Below are 13,609 nucleotides of genomic sequence, written 5' to 3'. Positions count from 1 at the left end.
CTTGAGGAATATACAGTACTTGCGAATTATAGCGGTGTAAACATCTGGATGGCTAAATATAAAAAATTCCATAAGGGGCATAACATGACAATCCTCAATCACACCCTCGGTTTTCCTCGCGTTGGCCTTCGCCGCGAGCTGAAAAAAGCGCAAGAGAGCTACTGGGCGGGCAACGCCACGCGTGAAGAGCTGCTGGCGGTAGGTCGCGATCTGCGCGCTCGTCACTGGGAGCAGCAGAAACAGGCGGGCATTGATCTGCTGCCGGTGGGCGATTTTGCCTGGTACGACCATGTTCTGACCACCAGCCTGCTGCTGGGCAACGTGCCGGCTCGTCATCAGAACAAAGACGGCACCGTCGATATCGATACCCTGTTCCGCATTGGTCGCGGCCGCGCGCCGACCGGTCAACCCGCTGCCGCCGCGGAAATGACCAAGTGGTTCAACACCAACTATCACTACATGGTGCCGGAATTTGTCCAGGGCCAACAGTTCAAGCTGAGCTGGACCCAACTGCTGGATGAAGTGGACGAAGCGCTGGCGCTGGGCCACAAGATTAAGCCTGTACTACTGGGGCCGGTAACCTATCTGTGGCTGGGCAAAGTAAAAGGCGAACAGTTTGATCGTCTAAGCCTGTTGAACGATATCCTTCCGGTTTACCAGCTGGTACTGGGCGAGCTGGAGAAACGCGGCATTGAGTGGGTGCAGATTGATGAGCCGGCGCTAGTTCTGGAGCTGCCGCAAGCATGGCTGGATGCCTTTAAACCGGCTTATGAAGCCCTGCAGGGGCAGGTAAAACTACTGCTGACTACCTATTTTGAAGGGATCACCGACAACCTTGATGTTATCACCGCGCTGCCGGTACAGGGGCTACACGTCGATCTGGTACACGGCAAAGATGAGGTGGCTGAACTACATAAACGCCTGCCGGCCGACTGGCTGTTATCCGCCGGGCTGATCAATGGTCGTAACGTCTGGCGCGCCGATCTCACGGAAAAATATGCGCAAATTAAGTCGCTTGTCGGTCAACGTGAGCTATGGGTCGCCTCTTCCTGCTCCTTGCTGCATAGCCCGATCGATCTGAGCGTAGAGACCCGTCTTGATGCCGAAGTAAAAAGTTGGTTTGCTTTCGCCCTGCAGAAGTGTGGCGAACTGGCGCTGCTACGCGACGCGCTGAACAGCGGTGATACGACGGCGATCGAGGCGTGGAGCGCGCCAATTCAGGCTCGTCGCCATTCGACTCGCGTACACAACGCGGCAGTGGAAAAACGGCTGGCGGCAATCACTGCTCAGGACAGCCAGCGCACCAGCCCTTATGCCGAGCGCGCACAGGCGCAGCGCAAACGCTTTAACCTGCCAGCATGGCCGACGACGACGATCGGTTCATTCCCGCAGACAACCGAAATTCGTACCCTACGTCTGGACTTCAAAAAGGGCAATCTTGACGCCAGCCATTATCGGACGGGTATTGCCGAACATATTAAGCAGGCGATCGTCGAACAAGAACGTCTGGGTTTAGACGTGCTGGTGCACGGAGAAGCCGAGCGAAACGACATGGTGGAGTATTTCGGTGAGCATCTGGACGGTTTCATCTTCACGCAAAACGGTTGGGTGCAAAGCTATGGCTCTCGCTGCGTGAAGCCGCCGGTGGTTATCGGCGATGTCAGCCGTCCGCAAGCGATCACCGTCGAATGGGCGAAGTACGCGCAGTCTCTTACCGACAAGCCGGTCAAAGGCATGTTGACCGGTCCGGTAACCATTCTGTGCTGGTCCTTCCCGCGCGAGGATGTCAGCCGCGAAACAATCGCGAAGCAGATTGCGCTGGCGCTGCGCGATGAAGTGGCGGATCTGGAGGCGGCCGGTATCGGTATTATCCAGATTGATGAACCGGCACTGCGCGAAGGTCTGCCGCTGAAACGCAGCGATTGGGATGCTTATTTACAGTGGGGCGTCGAAGCTTTCCGCATCAATGCCGCGGTTGCTAAGGATGACACCCAGATTCATACCCACATGTGTTATTGCGAGTTCAATGACATCATGGACTCTATCGCCGCGCTGGATGCCGATGTGATCACCATTGAAACCTCGCGTTCCGACATGGAACTGCTGGAATCGTTTGAAGAGTTTGAATATCCAAACGAAATCGGCCCGGGCGTTTATGATATCCACTCGCCAAACGTGCCGAGCGTGGAGTGGATTGAAGGGTTGCTGGAGAAAGCCGCGCAGCGTATCCCGGCGGAGCGCTTGTGGGTTAATCCGGACTGCGGCCTGAAAACCCGCGGCTGGCCGGAAACCCGCGCCGCGCTGGCGAACATGGTGCAAGCGGCGCAAAATCTGCGCGAATCAGCCTGATAGATACGCGGAAAACAACAGAGGAGGCCACGGCCTCCTCTTTTCATGTATCAGGCGAGTTACCCTTTTTTACCGCCATATTGAGCAAACCAGGCCAGCATCCGCTGCCAGCCATCTTTGGCTGACTCTTCGTGATAGCTGGCGCGATAGTCGGCATTAAAGGCGTGATCGGCCTCGGGATAGACCACGATCTCGGCGTTCGCATTTGCCGCCCGCAGCGCCTGGCGCATGGTCTCGACGGTATCCTGCGGAATACTGGCGTCTTTAGCGCCGTACAGGCCAAGTACCGGCGCGTTGAGATCGACCGCGATATCCACCGGGTGTTTTGGCGAATTCAGCGATTTTTCTCCCACCAGTTTGCCATACCAGGCGACGCCTGCCTTCAACTGCGGGTTATGCGCGGCATACAGCCAGGTAATGCGCCCACCCCAGCAAAAACCGGTGATCAGCAGACGATGGGCATCGCCGCCGTGGCGCGCCGCCCAGCTGGCGACGTGGTCGAGATCCGCCAGCACCTGTGCGTCCGGCACCTTAGTGACCAGTTCTTTGAACAGGGTAGGGATATCGTTGTACTCATTCGGATCGCCCTGGCGGAAGTAGAGTTCTGGCGCAATCGCCAGATAGCCTTCCTGCGCCAGGCGGCGGCACAGATCGCGAATATGTTCATGTACGCCGAAAATCTCCTGCACCACGATAACGATCGGCAGCGGGCCGTCGGCGTTTTTCGGGCGGGCGTGATAGGCTGGCATATTCTCGCCCTGCGATGGGATCGAGGTTTCTCCGGCGACAATCTGCTCATCCGACGTATGGACGGCGGTCGAGGCGTGCGGCGAGGCTGCAGGTGCGAATCCAGGTTGCTTGGTGGTGGTCATGGTATTCTCCGTACCCTTATTTATTAGCGCAACACTAACTATAGACCCTTTAGTTCGGGCGGTAATAAAGCACAGTGCCTGAAAGCGGCTATCTTTTGTTCTGTGACCGTGAATATAACTTGTTAATGTGATGTAAATCACTATTTGTTGAAAAACAAATGCAATCATTGTTATGCATGGTGACCATAATCACAAAAATAAGCGAGTGGCTTCTGTAAAGTACCCTTTTGCTTCTGCTGATACTTCGACCCACAGAGGAGTTTTTTATGTCCAAGTCTGATGTTTTTCATCTCGGCCTCACTAAGAACGATTTACAAGGGGCTACGCTGGCTATCGTCCCTGGCGATCCGGAGCGTGTGGAAAAGATCGCCGCGCTGATGGATAAGCCGGTTAAGCTGGCATCACATCGTGAATTTACCTCCTGGCGCGCTGAGCTGGATGGCAAACCGGTGATTGTTTGCTCCACCGGTATCGGTGGCCCGTCGACCTCTATCGCCGTGGAAGAGCTGGCGCAGCTGGGGGTTCGTACCTTCCTGCGTATCGGCACCACCGGGGCGATTCAGCCGCACATCAACGTTGGTGATGTGCTGGTGACGACCGGTTCTGTCCGTCTGGATGGCGCCAGCCTGCACTTTGCGCCGATGGAGTTTCCGGCCGTTGCTGACTTCGCTTGTACCACCGCGCTGGTGGAAGCGGCGAAATCAATTGGTGCGACCACCCATATCGGTGTAACAGCCTCCTCTGATACCTTCTATCCAGGCCAGGAGCGTTACGACACCTTCTCCGGCCGTGTCGTGAGCCGCTTCAAAGGCTCAATGGAAGAGTGGCAGGCAATGGGCGTCATGAACTATGAAATGGAATCCGCTACGCTGCTGACCATGTGCGCCAGCCAGGGCCTGCGCGCCGGGATGGTGGCAGGGGTTATCGTCAACCGTACCCAGCAAGAGATCCCTAACGCCGAAACCATGAAGCAAACCGAAAGCCACGCGGTGAAAATCGTTGTGGAAGCGGCGCGCCGCCTGCTGTAGTTCTTCACTTTTTCTCGCAAGGCCGGACCCTCCGGCCTTTCTTTTTTGCGTAGCGCCTCGCAGGAAAATCCTTTTCAACTGGACGTTTGTACAGCACAATTCTATTTTGTGTCGTAAGTGGTTGCCGGGGAGGCGTTGTGGATATCTCTATTGTGATAAGCGCCGTGGTGGCGCTGGCGGCAGGGTTAGTCGTTGGCTGGCTGGCGACAAAAGCCCGCGCCGATCAAATCCGTGCCGATCTCATTGAAGAGCGCCGCGAGCTGGATATCGAACTTAGCGCCGCACGTCAGCAGCTGGTGCAGGAATCGCACTGGCGCGATGAGTGCGAACTTCTCAACAACGAGCTGCGCAGCCTGCGTGATATCAACACCTCGCTGGAGGCCGACCTGCGGGAAGTGACCACTCGTCTGGAATCTACACAGCTACACGCCGAAGATAAAATCCGCCAGATGGTCAACAGCGAGCAGCGCCTGAGCGAGCAGTTTGAAAACCTGGCGAATCGCATATTCGAACACAGCAACCGCCGGGTTGATGAACAAAACCGGCAGAGCCTGCATGGCCTGCTGACGCCGCTCCGGGAACAGCTCGACGGCTTTCGTCGCCAGGTTCAGGACAGCTTCGGCCAGGAGGCGCGTGAGCGCCACACGCTGGCGCACGAAATCCGCAACCTGCAACAGCTGAACGCACAGATGGCGCAAGAGGCGTTAAACCTGACGAAAGCGCTGAAGGGCGATAACAAAACCCAGGGCAACTGGGGAGAAGTGGTGCTAACCCGCGTGCTGGAGGCCTCCGGCCTGCGCGAAGGCTATGAGTATCAAACACAGGTCAGCATCGAAACCGATAACCGCTCGCGGATGCAGCCGGATGTTATCGTGCGCCTGCCGCAGGGCAAAGACGTGGTTATCGACGCCAAAATGACGCTGGTCGCCTATGAGCGTTATTTCAACGCTGACGACGACTACACCCGCGAAGCGGCGCTACAGGAGCATATTGCCTCGGTACGTAACCATATTCGCCTGCTGGGCCGCAAAGATTATCAACAACTGCCGGGGTTACGTTCGCTCGACTATGTATTGATGTTTATCCCCGTCGAGCCGGCGTTCCTGCTGGCTATCGACCGTCAGCCTGAGCTTATCAGCGAGGCGCTGAAGAACAATATTATGTTAGTTAGCCCAACAACCCTGTTAGTGGCGCTGCGCACTATCGCTAATTTGTGGCGCTATGAGCATCAAAGCCGTAACGCGCAGAAAATCGCCGAGCGCGCCGGGCGCCTGTACGACAAGATGCGGCTGTTTGTCGACGATATGTCGGCCATCGGCCAAAGCCTTGATAAAGCGCAGGATAACTATCGCCAGGCGATGAAAAAGCTCGCCTCGGGGCGCGGCAACCTGCTGGTACAGGCCGAGTCATTCCGTGGCCTGGGCGTCGAGGTTAAACGCGAGATTAATCCTGATTTAGTCGAACAAGCCACGGCGCAGGATGACGAATACCGCCTTGAGGAAGATGAAAATTTACCGCAGGAAGATGTGTTTAGTGCCGATTCCGCGTCTGTAGCGAGAGCAAACGAGCACGTCAGGCCAAGCTGAAACGTATGGGAAATGGCCTGAATCTGTTACACTCGCTGAACATTTTCTTGATAAGTAAGCGGGCATAGAGATGGTTGAGGATTCACAAGAAACGACGCATTTTGGCTTTCAAACGGTAGCCAAAGAGCAGAAGGCGGACATGGTGGCGCATGTATTCCATTCTGTCGCTGCAAAATATGATGTGATGAACGACTTAATGTCGTTCGGGATTCATCGCTTGTGGAAGCGCTTCACCATCGACTGCAGCGGCGTGCGTCGTGGGCAAACCGTGCTGGACTTAGCGGGCGGTACCGGCGACCTGACGGCGAAGTTTTCCCGTCTGGTGGGTGAAACCGGTCGCGTGATGCTCGCCGATATCAACGATTCGATGCTCAAAATGGGCCGCGAAAAACTGCGTAACATCGGTATTGTCGGTAACGTCGAATACGTTCAGGCCAACGCCGAAGCGCTGCCGTTTGCGGATAACACCTTTGACTGCATCACCATCTCCTTTGGCCTGCGTAACGTTACCGATAAAGACAAAGCGCTGCGTTCAATGTACCGCGTGCTGAAACCGGGCGGACGTTTGCTGGTTCTGGAGTTCTCCAAACCGATTCTCGAACCACTGAGCAAAGCCTACGACGCTTACTCCTTCCACGTGCTGCCGAAAGTCGGCGAACTGGTGGCAAACGATGCGGAAAGCTATCGCTATCTGGCGGAATCCATCCGCATGCATCCCGATCAGGAGACCCTGAAAGGCATGATGCAGGAGGCGGGTTTTGAAAGCGTCGACTACTACAACCTGACGGCAGGTATTGTCGCGCTACACCGCGGCTATAAGTTCTGACAGGAGGGACGCTATGCCTTTCGCACCACTGGTTACCGCTGGCATCGAAACGGTTCTTAATACTTTTCTCTGGCGCGACCGCGCGCTTAAACCGGCGCGTCAACGCCTGCTGGGGAAAGTGCTGCGCGTAGAGCTCAAAGAGCTGTCGGCGCCTGTCGTGCTGGCCTATAGCGAGCAGCAAATCGACGTGCTCGGCGCATGGGAAGGCGAAGCTGACTGTACCGTAATTACCCGCCTGAGCGTGCTGCCGCAGCTGCGTAACCGCCAGCAGTTGACCGCGCTGATTCGCAGCGGCGATCTGGAAGTGCAGGGCGACCTGCAGGTTGTGCAGAACATGGTCGCGCTTTGCGATCTGGCGGAGTTCGATCCGGCAGAGCTGCTGGCGCCGTATACCGGCGATATCGTCGCTGAAGGGGTTGGCAAGGTACTTCGCGGCGGCGCGCGCTTCCTGCTGCAGGGCGCGCAAAGCCAGCAGCGCTACGTCGCTGAAGCGATTACCGAAGAGTGGCGACTGGCGCCGGGCCCGTTAGAGATGGCCTGGTTTGCTGAAGAATCCGCCGCCGTGGAACGCGCGCTGGCCGCACTGGAAAAACGGCTGGAAACGCTGGAGGGCAAATGACGCCAGGAGAATTACGGCGCCTGTATTTTATCATCCGCACCTTTTTGAGTTACGGGCTTGATGAGCTCATTCCCAAAATGCGTATCACGTTGCCGCTGCGCATCTGGCGGCGAATGTTGTTCTGGATGCCGAATCGCCACAAAGATAAACCGCTGGGTCAACGCTTACGCCTGGCGCTGCAGGAGCTGGGCCCGGTGTGGATTAAGTTCGGCCAGATGCTCTCCACCCGCCGCGACCTGTTCCCGCCGCAAATCGCCGATCAGCTGGCGCTGCTGCAAGATCGCGTCGCGCCTTTTGATGGCAAATTGGCAAAACAACAGATCGAACAAGCGATGGGCGGGCTGCCCATTGAAGCCTGGTTCGATGATTTCGCCATTGAGCCGCTCGCCTCCGCATCTATCGCTCAGGTCCATACCGCGCGTCTGAAAGACAACGGCAAAGAGGTTGTCATCAAGGTCATCCGCCCGGATATCCTGCCGGTGATCAAAGCGGACATGAAATTAATCTACCGCCTGGCGCGCTGGGTGCCTCGTCTGCTGCCGGATGGCCGCCGTCTGCGTCCGCAGGAAGTCGTCCGCGAATATGAAAAAACGCTGATGGACGAGCTGAACCTTCTACGCGAGTCGGCTAATGCTATTCAGCTACGGCGCAATTTCGAAGACAGCCCAATGCTATACGTGCCGGAAGTCTATTCCGATTACTGTAGCGAAGGCATGATGGTGATGGAGCGGATCTACGGTATTCCGGTTTCCGATGTCGCCGCGCTGGAAGCCCAGGGCACCAACATGCAGTTGCTGGCGGAGCGTGGGGTGCAGGTCTTCTTTACCCAGGTGTTCCGCGACAGCTTTTTCCATGCGGATATGCATCCGGGTAATATTTTCGTTAGCTACGATCATCCGCATGACCCGCAATATATCGGTATCGACTGCGGTATCGTCGGCTCGCTGAACAAAGACGATAAGCGTTATCTCGCAGAAAACTTCATCGCTTTCTTCAACCGCGATTATCGTAAGGTTGCCGAGCTGCACGTCGATTCCGGCTGGGTGCCGCCTGACACCAACGTTGAAGAGTTTGAGTTTGCGATTCGCACCGTGTGCGAGCCCATCTTTGAAAAGCCGCTGGCGGAAATCTCCTTCGGCCACGTATTGCTGAATCTGTTTAATACCGCGCGGCGTTTCAACATGGAAGTCCAGCCGCAGCTGGTTTTGCTTCAGAAGACATTACTTTACGTAGAAGGGGTAGGTCGTCAGCTCTATCCTCAGTTAGACTTGTGGAAAACGGCGAAGCCTTTTCTCGAGTCGTGGATTAAGGATCAGGTCGGTATTCCCGCGCTGGTGCGTGCGTTTAAAGAAAAAGCGCCGTTCTGGATTGAACGAATGCCGGAAATTCCTGAGCTGGTGTACCAAAGCCTGCAGCAGAGCAAACAGCTGCAGACCAGCGTCGATACCATCGTGCGCGACTTCCAGGTGCGCCACGTGCGCCAGGGGCAGTCCCGTTATCTGTTTGGTATAGGCGCCGTTTTGCTTTTAAGCGGTACGCTGTTATTTATCCACCGCCCGGAGTGGGGCATGATGCCTGGCTGGCTGATGGCCGGCGGCGTCGTAACCTGGCTTATTGGTTGGCGAAAAACGCGCTAACAGGTTTCGCGTTTATTCTGGCGCATTGATTCTTGCGCGAAGTCATGTGAGCGGCCTGACAAAGAGGTGTCTCACCGGATGACGTGTATAATGCGCTCTCATCATTCATCATCTGTCATAGGGGAACGTGTATGGGTGGTATCAGTATTTGGCAGTTGTTAATTGTTGTCGTCATCGTAGTTCTGCTTTTCGGGACGAAGAAGCTGAGCTCGCTGGGTTCGGATTTAGGCGCATCGATCAAGGGCTTTAAAAAAGCGATGAGCGATGACGAAAAATCTGATAAGTCCTCAGCCGATGCAGATTTTGCAGCGAAAACTATCGCTGATAAACAAGATGATGCGAAAAAAGACGAGACAAAACGCCACGACAAAGAGCAGGTGTAATTCGTGTTCGATATCGGTTTTAGTGAACTATTGCTGGTGTTCGTGATTGGCCTCATCGTATTGGGGCCACAGCGACTACCTGTCGCCGTCAAAACGGTGGCCAGCTGGATCCGTACGTTGCGCTCGCTGGCGACCACCGTACAAAATGAGCTTGCCCAGGAGCTAAAACTGCAGGAGTTTCAGGAGAGCCTGAAGAAGGTGGAAAAGGCCAGCCTGGATAATCTGACTCCGGAGCTCAAAGCCTCGATGGATGAACTGCGCGAAGCGGCTGAATCCATGAAGCGTTCCTATACCGCCCACGATCCTGAAAAGGCCAGCGACGAAGCGAACACCATTCATAATCCGGTCGTCAAAGGTAGCGAAGCGCAGCGCCAGGATGTCACGCCGGCGACGGCGGAACACCAGGTCAGCGCTCCGGCACATGCGCCGGAACCCGTTGTCGATGAGCTATCCGCTTCGTCGGCTGAAGCCCCGGCAGCTAAGGAAAAAGCCGCCGCGGCAGTGCCAGATTCTTCCCCCGCATCGAGTGATAAAGCGTAAAAAATGGGCGTAGACGAGACTCAACCGTTAATTTCTCATCTGATTGAGCTGCGTAAGCGCCTGCTCAACAGCATTATTGCCATCCTGGTGATCTTCCTGGCGTTGGTTTACTTCGCCAATGATATCTATCAACTGGTATCCGCTCCGCTTATCAGCAAAATGCCGGTAGGCGCGACGATGATCGCCACCGATGTCGCTTCTCCTTTCTTCACGCCGATCAAACTGACCTTTATGGTCTCGGTGATCCTGTCGGTACCGGTCATTCTTTATCAGGTATGGGCGTTCGTCGCGCCGGCGTTGTATAAGCATGAACGTCGGCTGGTCATGCCGCTGCTGGTTTCCAGTACGCTGCTGTTCTATATCGGTATGGCTTTCGCTTATTTCGTCGTGTTCCCGCTGGCATTTGGCTTCCTGACCCACGCCGCGCCGGAAGGGGTATTAGTTTCGACCGATATCCGTAGCTACCTCGATTTTGTCATGGCGCTGTTTATGGCTTTCGGCGTGTCGTTTGAAGTGCCGGTCGCCATCGTCCTGCTCTGCTGGATGGGCGTCACGACGCCGGAAGATTTACGTAAAAAACGGCCCTACGTGCTGGTGGGCGCCTTCGTGGTCGGTATGCTGCTGACGCCGCCGGATGTGTTCTCGCAAACGCTGTTGGCCATCCCCATGTATTGCCTGTTTGAAGTCGGGGTGTTCTTTGCCCGTTTCTACACCGGGAAACGCCTGACGCGTGACGAAGATGCCGCCGCCGAAGAGGCGGAGAGCAAAGAAGAGTAACAACGCCAACCGCCCGTCAGGGCGGTTGTCATATGGGAGTTATGATGTTTGATATTGGCGTAAATCTGACCAGCTCGCAGTTTTCCCGCGATCACGACGAGGTGGTTGCGCGCGCGCAGGCGGCGGGTGTCCAGGGGATGTTGCTGACCGGCACCAATCTGCATGAAAGCCAGCAGGCGCAGCAGATGGCTGGCCGTTACGCCAACTGCTGGTCTACCGCGGGTGTACATCCGCACGATAGCAGCACCTGGACGGAGTCGGTGGCCGAAGAAATTCACGCGCTGGCCCGCCAGCCGCAGGTGGCGGCGATTGGCGAATGCGGTCTTGATTTCAACCGTAATTTCTCAACGCCGCAGGAGCAAGAGAAGGCGTTCAGCGCCCAACTGGTGCTGGCGGCCGAGCTCTCAATGCCGGTATTTTTACACTGCCGCGACGCCCATGAACGGTTCCTTGCGCTGCTGGAGCCGTGGCTCAATAAACTGCCCGGCGCCGTGTTGCACTGCTTTACCGGAAGCCGCGCGGAAGTGCTTCAGTGTCTTGATAGAGGTTTATTTATCGGTATCACCGGTTGGGTGTGCGATGAGCGGCGGGGACTGGAGCTTCGCGAACTGTTGCCGGCGATCCCGGCGGAACGTTTGCTGCTGGAGACCGACGCGCCATATCTGTTGCCGCGCGACATGAAGCCGAAGCCCTCCTCGCGGCGCAACGAGCCCGCTTATCTGCCGCATATTCTGGCAAGCGTAGCGGGCTGGCGAGGCGAGGAAGCGCAATGGCTGGAGGAGGTTACGGATGCGAACGTCAGGAAGCTGTTTGGCGTGCGCTTTTAACCGCGCCGTCAGATTTTATAGAAGTCGGTATTTTTAACGCTTTGCAGGACCTGTTTATTCAACAGATTGAGGAGCAGCATGGAGCGTGCTTCGCCGTCGGGCTCGGTGAAGATAGCCTGCAGTCCTTCAAAAGCGCCGTCGGTGATTAACACGCTGTCGCCTTCATGAGGCGTTTCCGGGTCGGTAATGCCTTCCGGTTTATAAATGGAAAGTTGGTGAATCACCTCTGAAGGCACCACTGCCGGTTGGGCGCCAAAACGGACGAAACTGTTCACTCCGCGGGTGGCGCTGATGGTGGTGGTATGGATAACCTCGGGGTCGAATTCGACGAACAGATAGTTTGGGAACAGGGGCTCGCTGACCGTAGTACGTTTACCACGGATGATTTTTTCCAGCGCGATCGTCGGCATCAGGCAATTGACTGCCTGACGTTCAAGGTGTTCCTGGGCGCGCTGAAGCTGCCCACGTTTGCAATAAAGTAAGTACCAGGCTTGCATAATGACTCTTTCCGCTTTACTACCTGCAAGCATAACAAAAGCCTGGAACAATCGCGAAAACCATTATAAGCGAAAGCGTAAATAGCCTGTTCATTTACGCTTATTTAACAAAAGTACAGCATCGTTGCGGCGAAAATCGTATAATCAGCCGCTAGTATAGAGGTCAATAATAACTCCATGAAATACCACGATCTACGCGACTTTCTGACATTACTTGAGCAGCAGGGCGAGCTAAAACGGATAGCCCTGCCGGTCGACCCGCATCTGGAAATTACCGAAATTGCCGACCGCACTTTGCGTGCTGGCGGCCCGGCGCTGCTGTTTGAAAACCCGAAAGGCTACTCAATGCCGGTGCTGTGCAACCTGTTTGGCACGCCGCGCCGCGTGGCGCTGGGGATGGGCCAGGAAGACGTCAGTTCGCTACGGGAAGTCGGGAAGCTATTGGCCTTTCTGAAAGAGCCGGAGCCGCCAAAAGGCTTCCGCGATCTGTTTGATAAGCTGCCGCAGTTCAAGCAAGTGCTGAATATGCCGACCAAACGTCTGCGCGGCGCGCCTTGTCAGCAAAAAATCATCCAGGGCGATGACGTCGATCTCAACAAAATACCGATTATGACCTGCTGGCCGGAAGATGCCGCGCCGTTGATTACCTGGGGGCTGACGGTGACCCGAGGCCCGCATAAAGAGCGGCAAAATCTGGGTATTTATCGCCAGCAGCTGATCGGCAAAAATAAACTCATCATGCGGTGGTTGTCCCACCGCGGCGGCGCCCTGGATTTCCAGGAGTGGTGCGCGGCGCATCCCGGCGAGCGTTTCCCGGTATCCGTGGCGCTTGGCGCCGATCCAGCGACCATTCTGGGCGCGGTGACGCCGGTGCCCGATACCCTGTCGGAATATGCTTTCGCAGGCCTGCTGCGCGGCACCAAGACCGAAGTGGTGAAGTGCGTTTCCAATGACCTTGAAGTGCCGGCTAGCGCGGAAATTGTGCTTGAAGGCTATATTGAGGCCGGCGAGATGGCGCCGGAAGGGCCGTACGGCGATCATACCGGCTACTACAATGAAGTGGACAGCTTCCCGGTATTTACGGTGACCCATATTACCCAGCGCGAAGACGCGATTTATCATTCGACCTATACCGGTCGCCCGCCGGATGAACCCGCGGTGCTGGGCGTGGCACTGAACGAAGTCTTTGTGCCGATTCTGCAAAAGCAGTTCCCGGAAATCGTCGACTTCTATCTGCCGCCGGAAGGATGTTCCTATCGCCTGGCGGTGGTCACCATGAAAAAACAGTACGCCGGTCATGCCAAGCGCGTGATGATGGGCGTCTGGTCGTTCCTGCGCCAGTTCATGTATACCAAGTTCGTGATTGTTTGCGACGATGACGTGAACGCGCGCGACTGGAACGACGTGATTTGGGCTATTACTACCCGTATGGACCCGGCTCGTGATACGGTACTGGTAGAAAATACGCCAATAGATTATCTGGATTTTGCCTCGCCGGTTTCCGGCCTGGGTTCAAAAATGGGGCTGGATGCCACAAATAAATGGCCTGGCGAAACCCAGCGTGAATGGGGTCGTCCAATCAAAAAAGATCCTGAGGTGACGGCGCGCATCGACGCCATCTGGGATGAACTGGCCATCTTTAAATAACAGTAAGCGGGGCTAACGCCG

Annotated in this window: 13 protein-coding genes; 11 read left to right on the top strand and 2 right to left on the bottom strand. The window is 56.0% G+C overall.

The features are described from left to right. The first annotated feature begins 84 nt into the window (after positions 1-84). Positions 85-2,349: a 5-methyltetrahydropteroyltriglutamate--homocysteine S-methyltransferase gene (gene metE, locus KGA69_RS05725; protein WP_213292896.1), complete on the top strand. Its 2,265-nt coding sequence runs from the start codon at positions 85-87 to the stop codon at positions 2,347-2,349. A gap of 59 nt (positions 2,350-2,408) precedes the next feature. Here the strand turns inward: metE and KGA69_RS05720 are convergent, their stop codons facing one another. Continuing rightward, a complete protein-coding gene (locus KGA69_RS05720) occupies positions 2,409-3,221 on the bottom strand; it encodes a dienelactone hydrolase family protein (RefSeq protein WP_045395602.1) in 813 nt (270 codons plus the stop codon). A gap of 266 nt (positions 3,222-3,487) precedes the next feature. On the opposite strand from KGA69_RS05720, the gene udp reads away from it, so the two are divergent. From udp to tatD, 9 genes are all read left to right on the top strand, one after another. Then, positions 3,488-4,249, top strand: coding sequence for a uridine phosphorylase (gene udp, locus KGA69_RS05715; RefSeq protein WP_004181652.1), 762 nt, complete (start codon positions 3,488-3,490; stop codon positions 4,247-4,249). A 137-nt stretch (positions 4,250-4,386) separates the two neighbouring features. Further along, positions 4,387-5,835, top strand: coding sequence for a DNA recombination protein RmuC (rmuC, locus tag KGA69_RS05710; RefSeq protein WP_047050385.1), 1,449 nt, complete (start codon positions 4,387-4,389; stop codon positions 5,833-5,835). 70 nt (positions 5,836-5,905) lie between these two features. Then, positions 5,906-6,661 (top strand): bifunctional demethylmenaquinone methyltransferase/2-methoxy-6-polyprenyl-1,4-benzoquinol methylase UbiE, encoded by a 756-nt coding sequence (gene ubiE, locus KGA69_RS05705; RefSeq protein WP_045395605.1) that lies wholly within the window; start codon positions 5,906-5,908, stop codon positions 6,659-6,661. A 13-nt stretch (positions 6,662-6,674) separates the two neighbouring features. Next, a complete protein-coding gene (gene ubiJ, locus KGA69_RS05700) occupies positions 6,675-7,280 on the top strand; it encodes a ubiquinone biosynthesis protein UbiJ (RefSeq protein WP_045395607.1) in 606 nt (201 codons plus the stop codon). Further along, positions 7,277-8,917: a ubiquinone biosynthesis regulatory protein kinase UbiB gene (gene ubiB / locus KGA69_RS05695; RefSeq protein ID WP_015368845.1), complete on the top strand. Its 1,641-nt coding sequence runs from the start codon at positions 7,277-7,279 to the stop codon at positions 8,915-8,917. The genes ubiJ and ubiB overlap by 4 nt, the downstream gene beginning before the upstream one ends. Positions 8,918-9,048: 131 nt before the next feature. Beyond that, complete coding sequence (tatA, locus tag KGA69_RS05690) at positions 9,049-9,300, top strand: Sec-independent protein translocase subunit TatA (RefSeq protein WP_015368844.1); 252 nt, start codon at positions 9,049-9,051, stop codon at positions 9,298-9,300. 3 nt (positions 9,301-9,303) lie between these two features. After that, entirely contained in the window at positions 9,304-9,840 is a 537-nt protein-coding gene (gene tatB / locus KGA69_RS05685; RefSeq protein ID WP_045395609.1) for a Sec-independent protein translocase protein TatB, read from the top strand. Between the two features lie 3 nt (positions 9,841-9,843). Beyond that, on the top strand, positions 9,844-10,617 hold the full coding sequence (tatC, locus tag KGA69_RS05680; RefSeq protein WP_015368842.1) for a Sec-independent protein translocase subunit TatC: 774 nt from the start codon (positions 9,844-9,846) through the stop codon (positions 10,615-10,617). Positions 10,618-10,649: 32 nt separating this feature from the next. Beyond that, complete coding sequence (gene tatD / locus KGA69_RS05675; protein WP_213292895.1) at positions 10,650-11,444, top strand: 3'-5' ssDNA/RNA exonuclease TatD; 795 nt, start codon at positions 10,650-10,652, stop codon at positions 11,442-11,444. Between the two features lie 8 nt (positions 11,445-11,452). Here the strand turns inward: tatD and rfaH are convergent, their stop codons facing one another. After that, positions 11,453-11,941 carry a transcription/translation regulatory transformer protein RfaH gene (rfaH, locus tag KGA69_RS05670; protein WP_045395614.1) on the bottom strand — a complete coding sequence of 163 codons (489 nt, stop codon included), beginning with the start codon at positions 11,939-11,941 and terminating at the stop codon, positions 11,453-11,455. A gap of 177 nt (positions 11,942-12,118) precedes the next feature. Here rfaH and ubiD point away from each other — a divergent pair, with 177 nt between their 5' ends. Then, positions 12,119-13,588, top strand: coding sequence for a 4-hydroxy-3-polyprenylbenzoate decarboxylase (gene ubiD, locus KGA69_RS05665; protein WP_047066639.1), 1,470 nt, complete (start codon positions 12,119-12,121; stop codon positions 13,586-13,588). The last annotated feature ends 21 nt before the right edge of the window (positions 13,589-13,609 follow it).

The organism is Klebsiella sp. A52, from assembly GCF_018388785.1.
Lineage (GTDB): Bacteria > Pseudomonadota > Gammaproteobacteria > Enterobacterales > Enterobacteriaceae > Klebsiella > Klebsiella aerogenes.
This window is presented reverse-complemented; position numbering and strand designations above follow the sequence as displayed.

Coding starts and splice junctions, on each gene's coding strand:
- ubiB (WP_015368845.1), top strand. CDS start 7,277: ATGACGCCAGGAGAATTACGGCGCCTGTATTTTATCATCCGCACCTTT.
- ubiJ (WP_045395607.1), top strand. CDS start 6,675: ATGCCTTTCGCACCACTGGTTACCGCTGGCATCGAAACGGTTCTTAAT.
- ubiE (WP_045395605.1), top strand. CDS start 5,906: ATGGTTGAGGATTCACAAGAAACGACGCATTTTGGCTTTCAAACGGTA.
- tatC (WP_015368842.1), top strand. CDS start 9,844: ATGGGCGTAGACGAGACTCAACCGTTAATTTCTCATCTGATTGAGCTG.
- ubiD (WP_047066639.1), top strand. CDS start 12,119: ATGAAATACCACGATCTACGCGACTTTCTGACATTACTTGAGCAGCAG.
- rfaH (WP_045395614.1), bottom strand. CDS start 11,941: ATGCAAGCCTGGTACTTACTTTATTGCAAACGTGGGCAGCTTCAGCGC.
- metE (WP_213292896.1), top strand. CDS start 85: ATGACAATCCTCAATCACACCCTCGGTTTTCCTCGCGTTGGCCTTCGC.
- tatA (WP_015368844.1), top strand. CDS start 9,049: ATGGGTGGTATCAGTATTTGGCAGTTGTTAATTGTTGTCGTCATCGTA.
- KGA69_RS05720 (WP_045395602.1), bottom strand. CDS start 3,221: ATGACCACCACCAAGCAACCTGGATTCGCACCTGCAGCCTCGCCGCAC.
- udp (WP_004181652.1), top strand. CDS start 3,488: ATGTCCAAGTCTGATGTTTTTCATCTCGGCCTCACTAAGAACGATTTA.
- tatD (WP_213292895.1), top strand. CDS start 10,650: ATGGGAGTTATGATGTTTGATATTGGCGTAAATCTGACCAGCTCGCAG.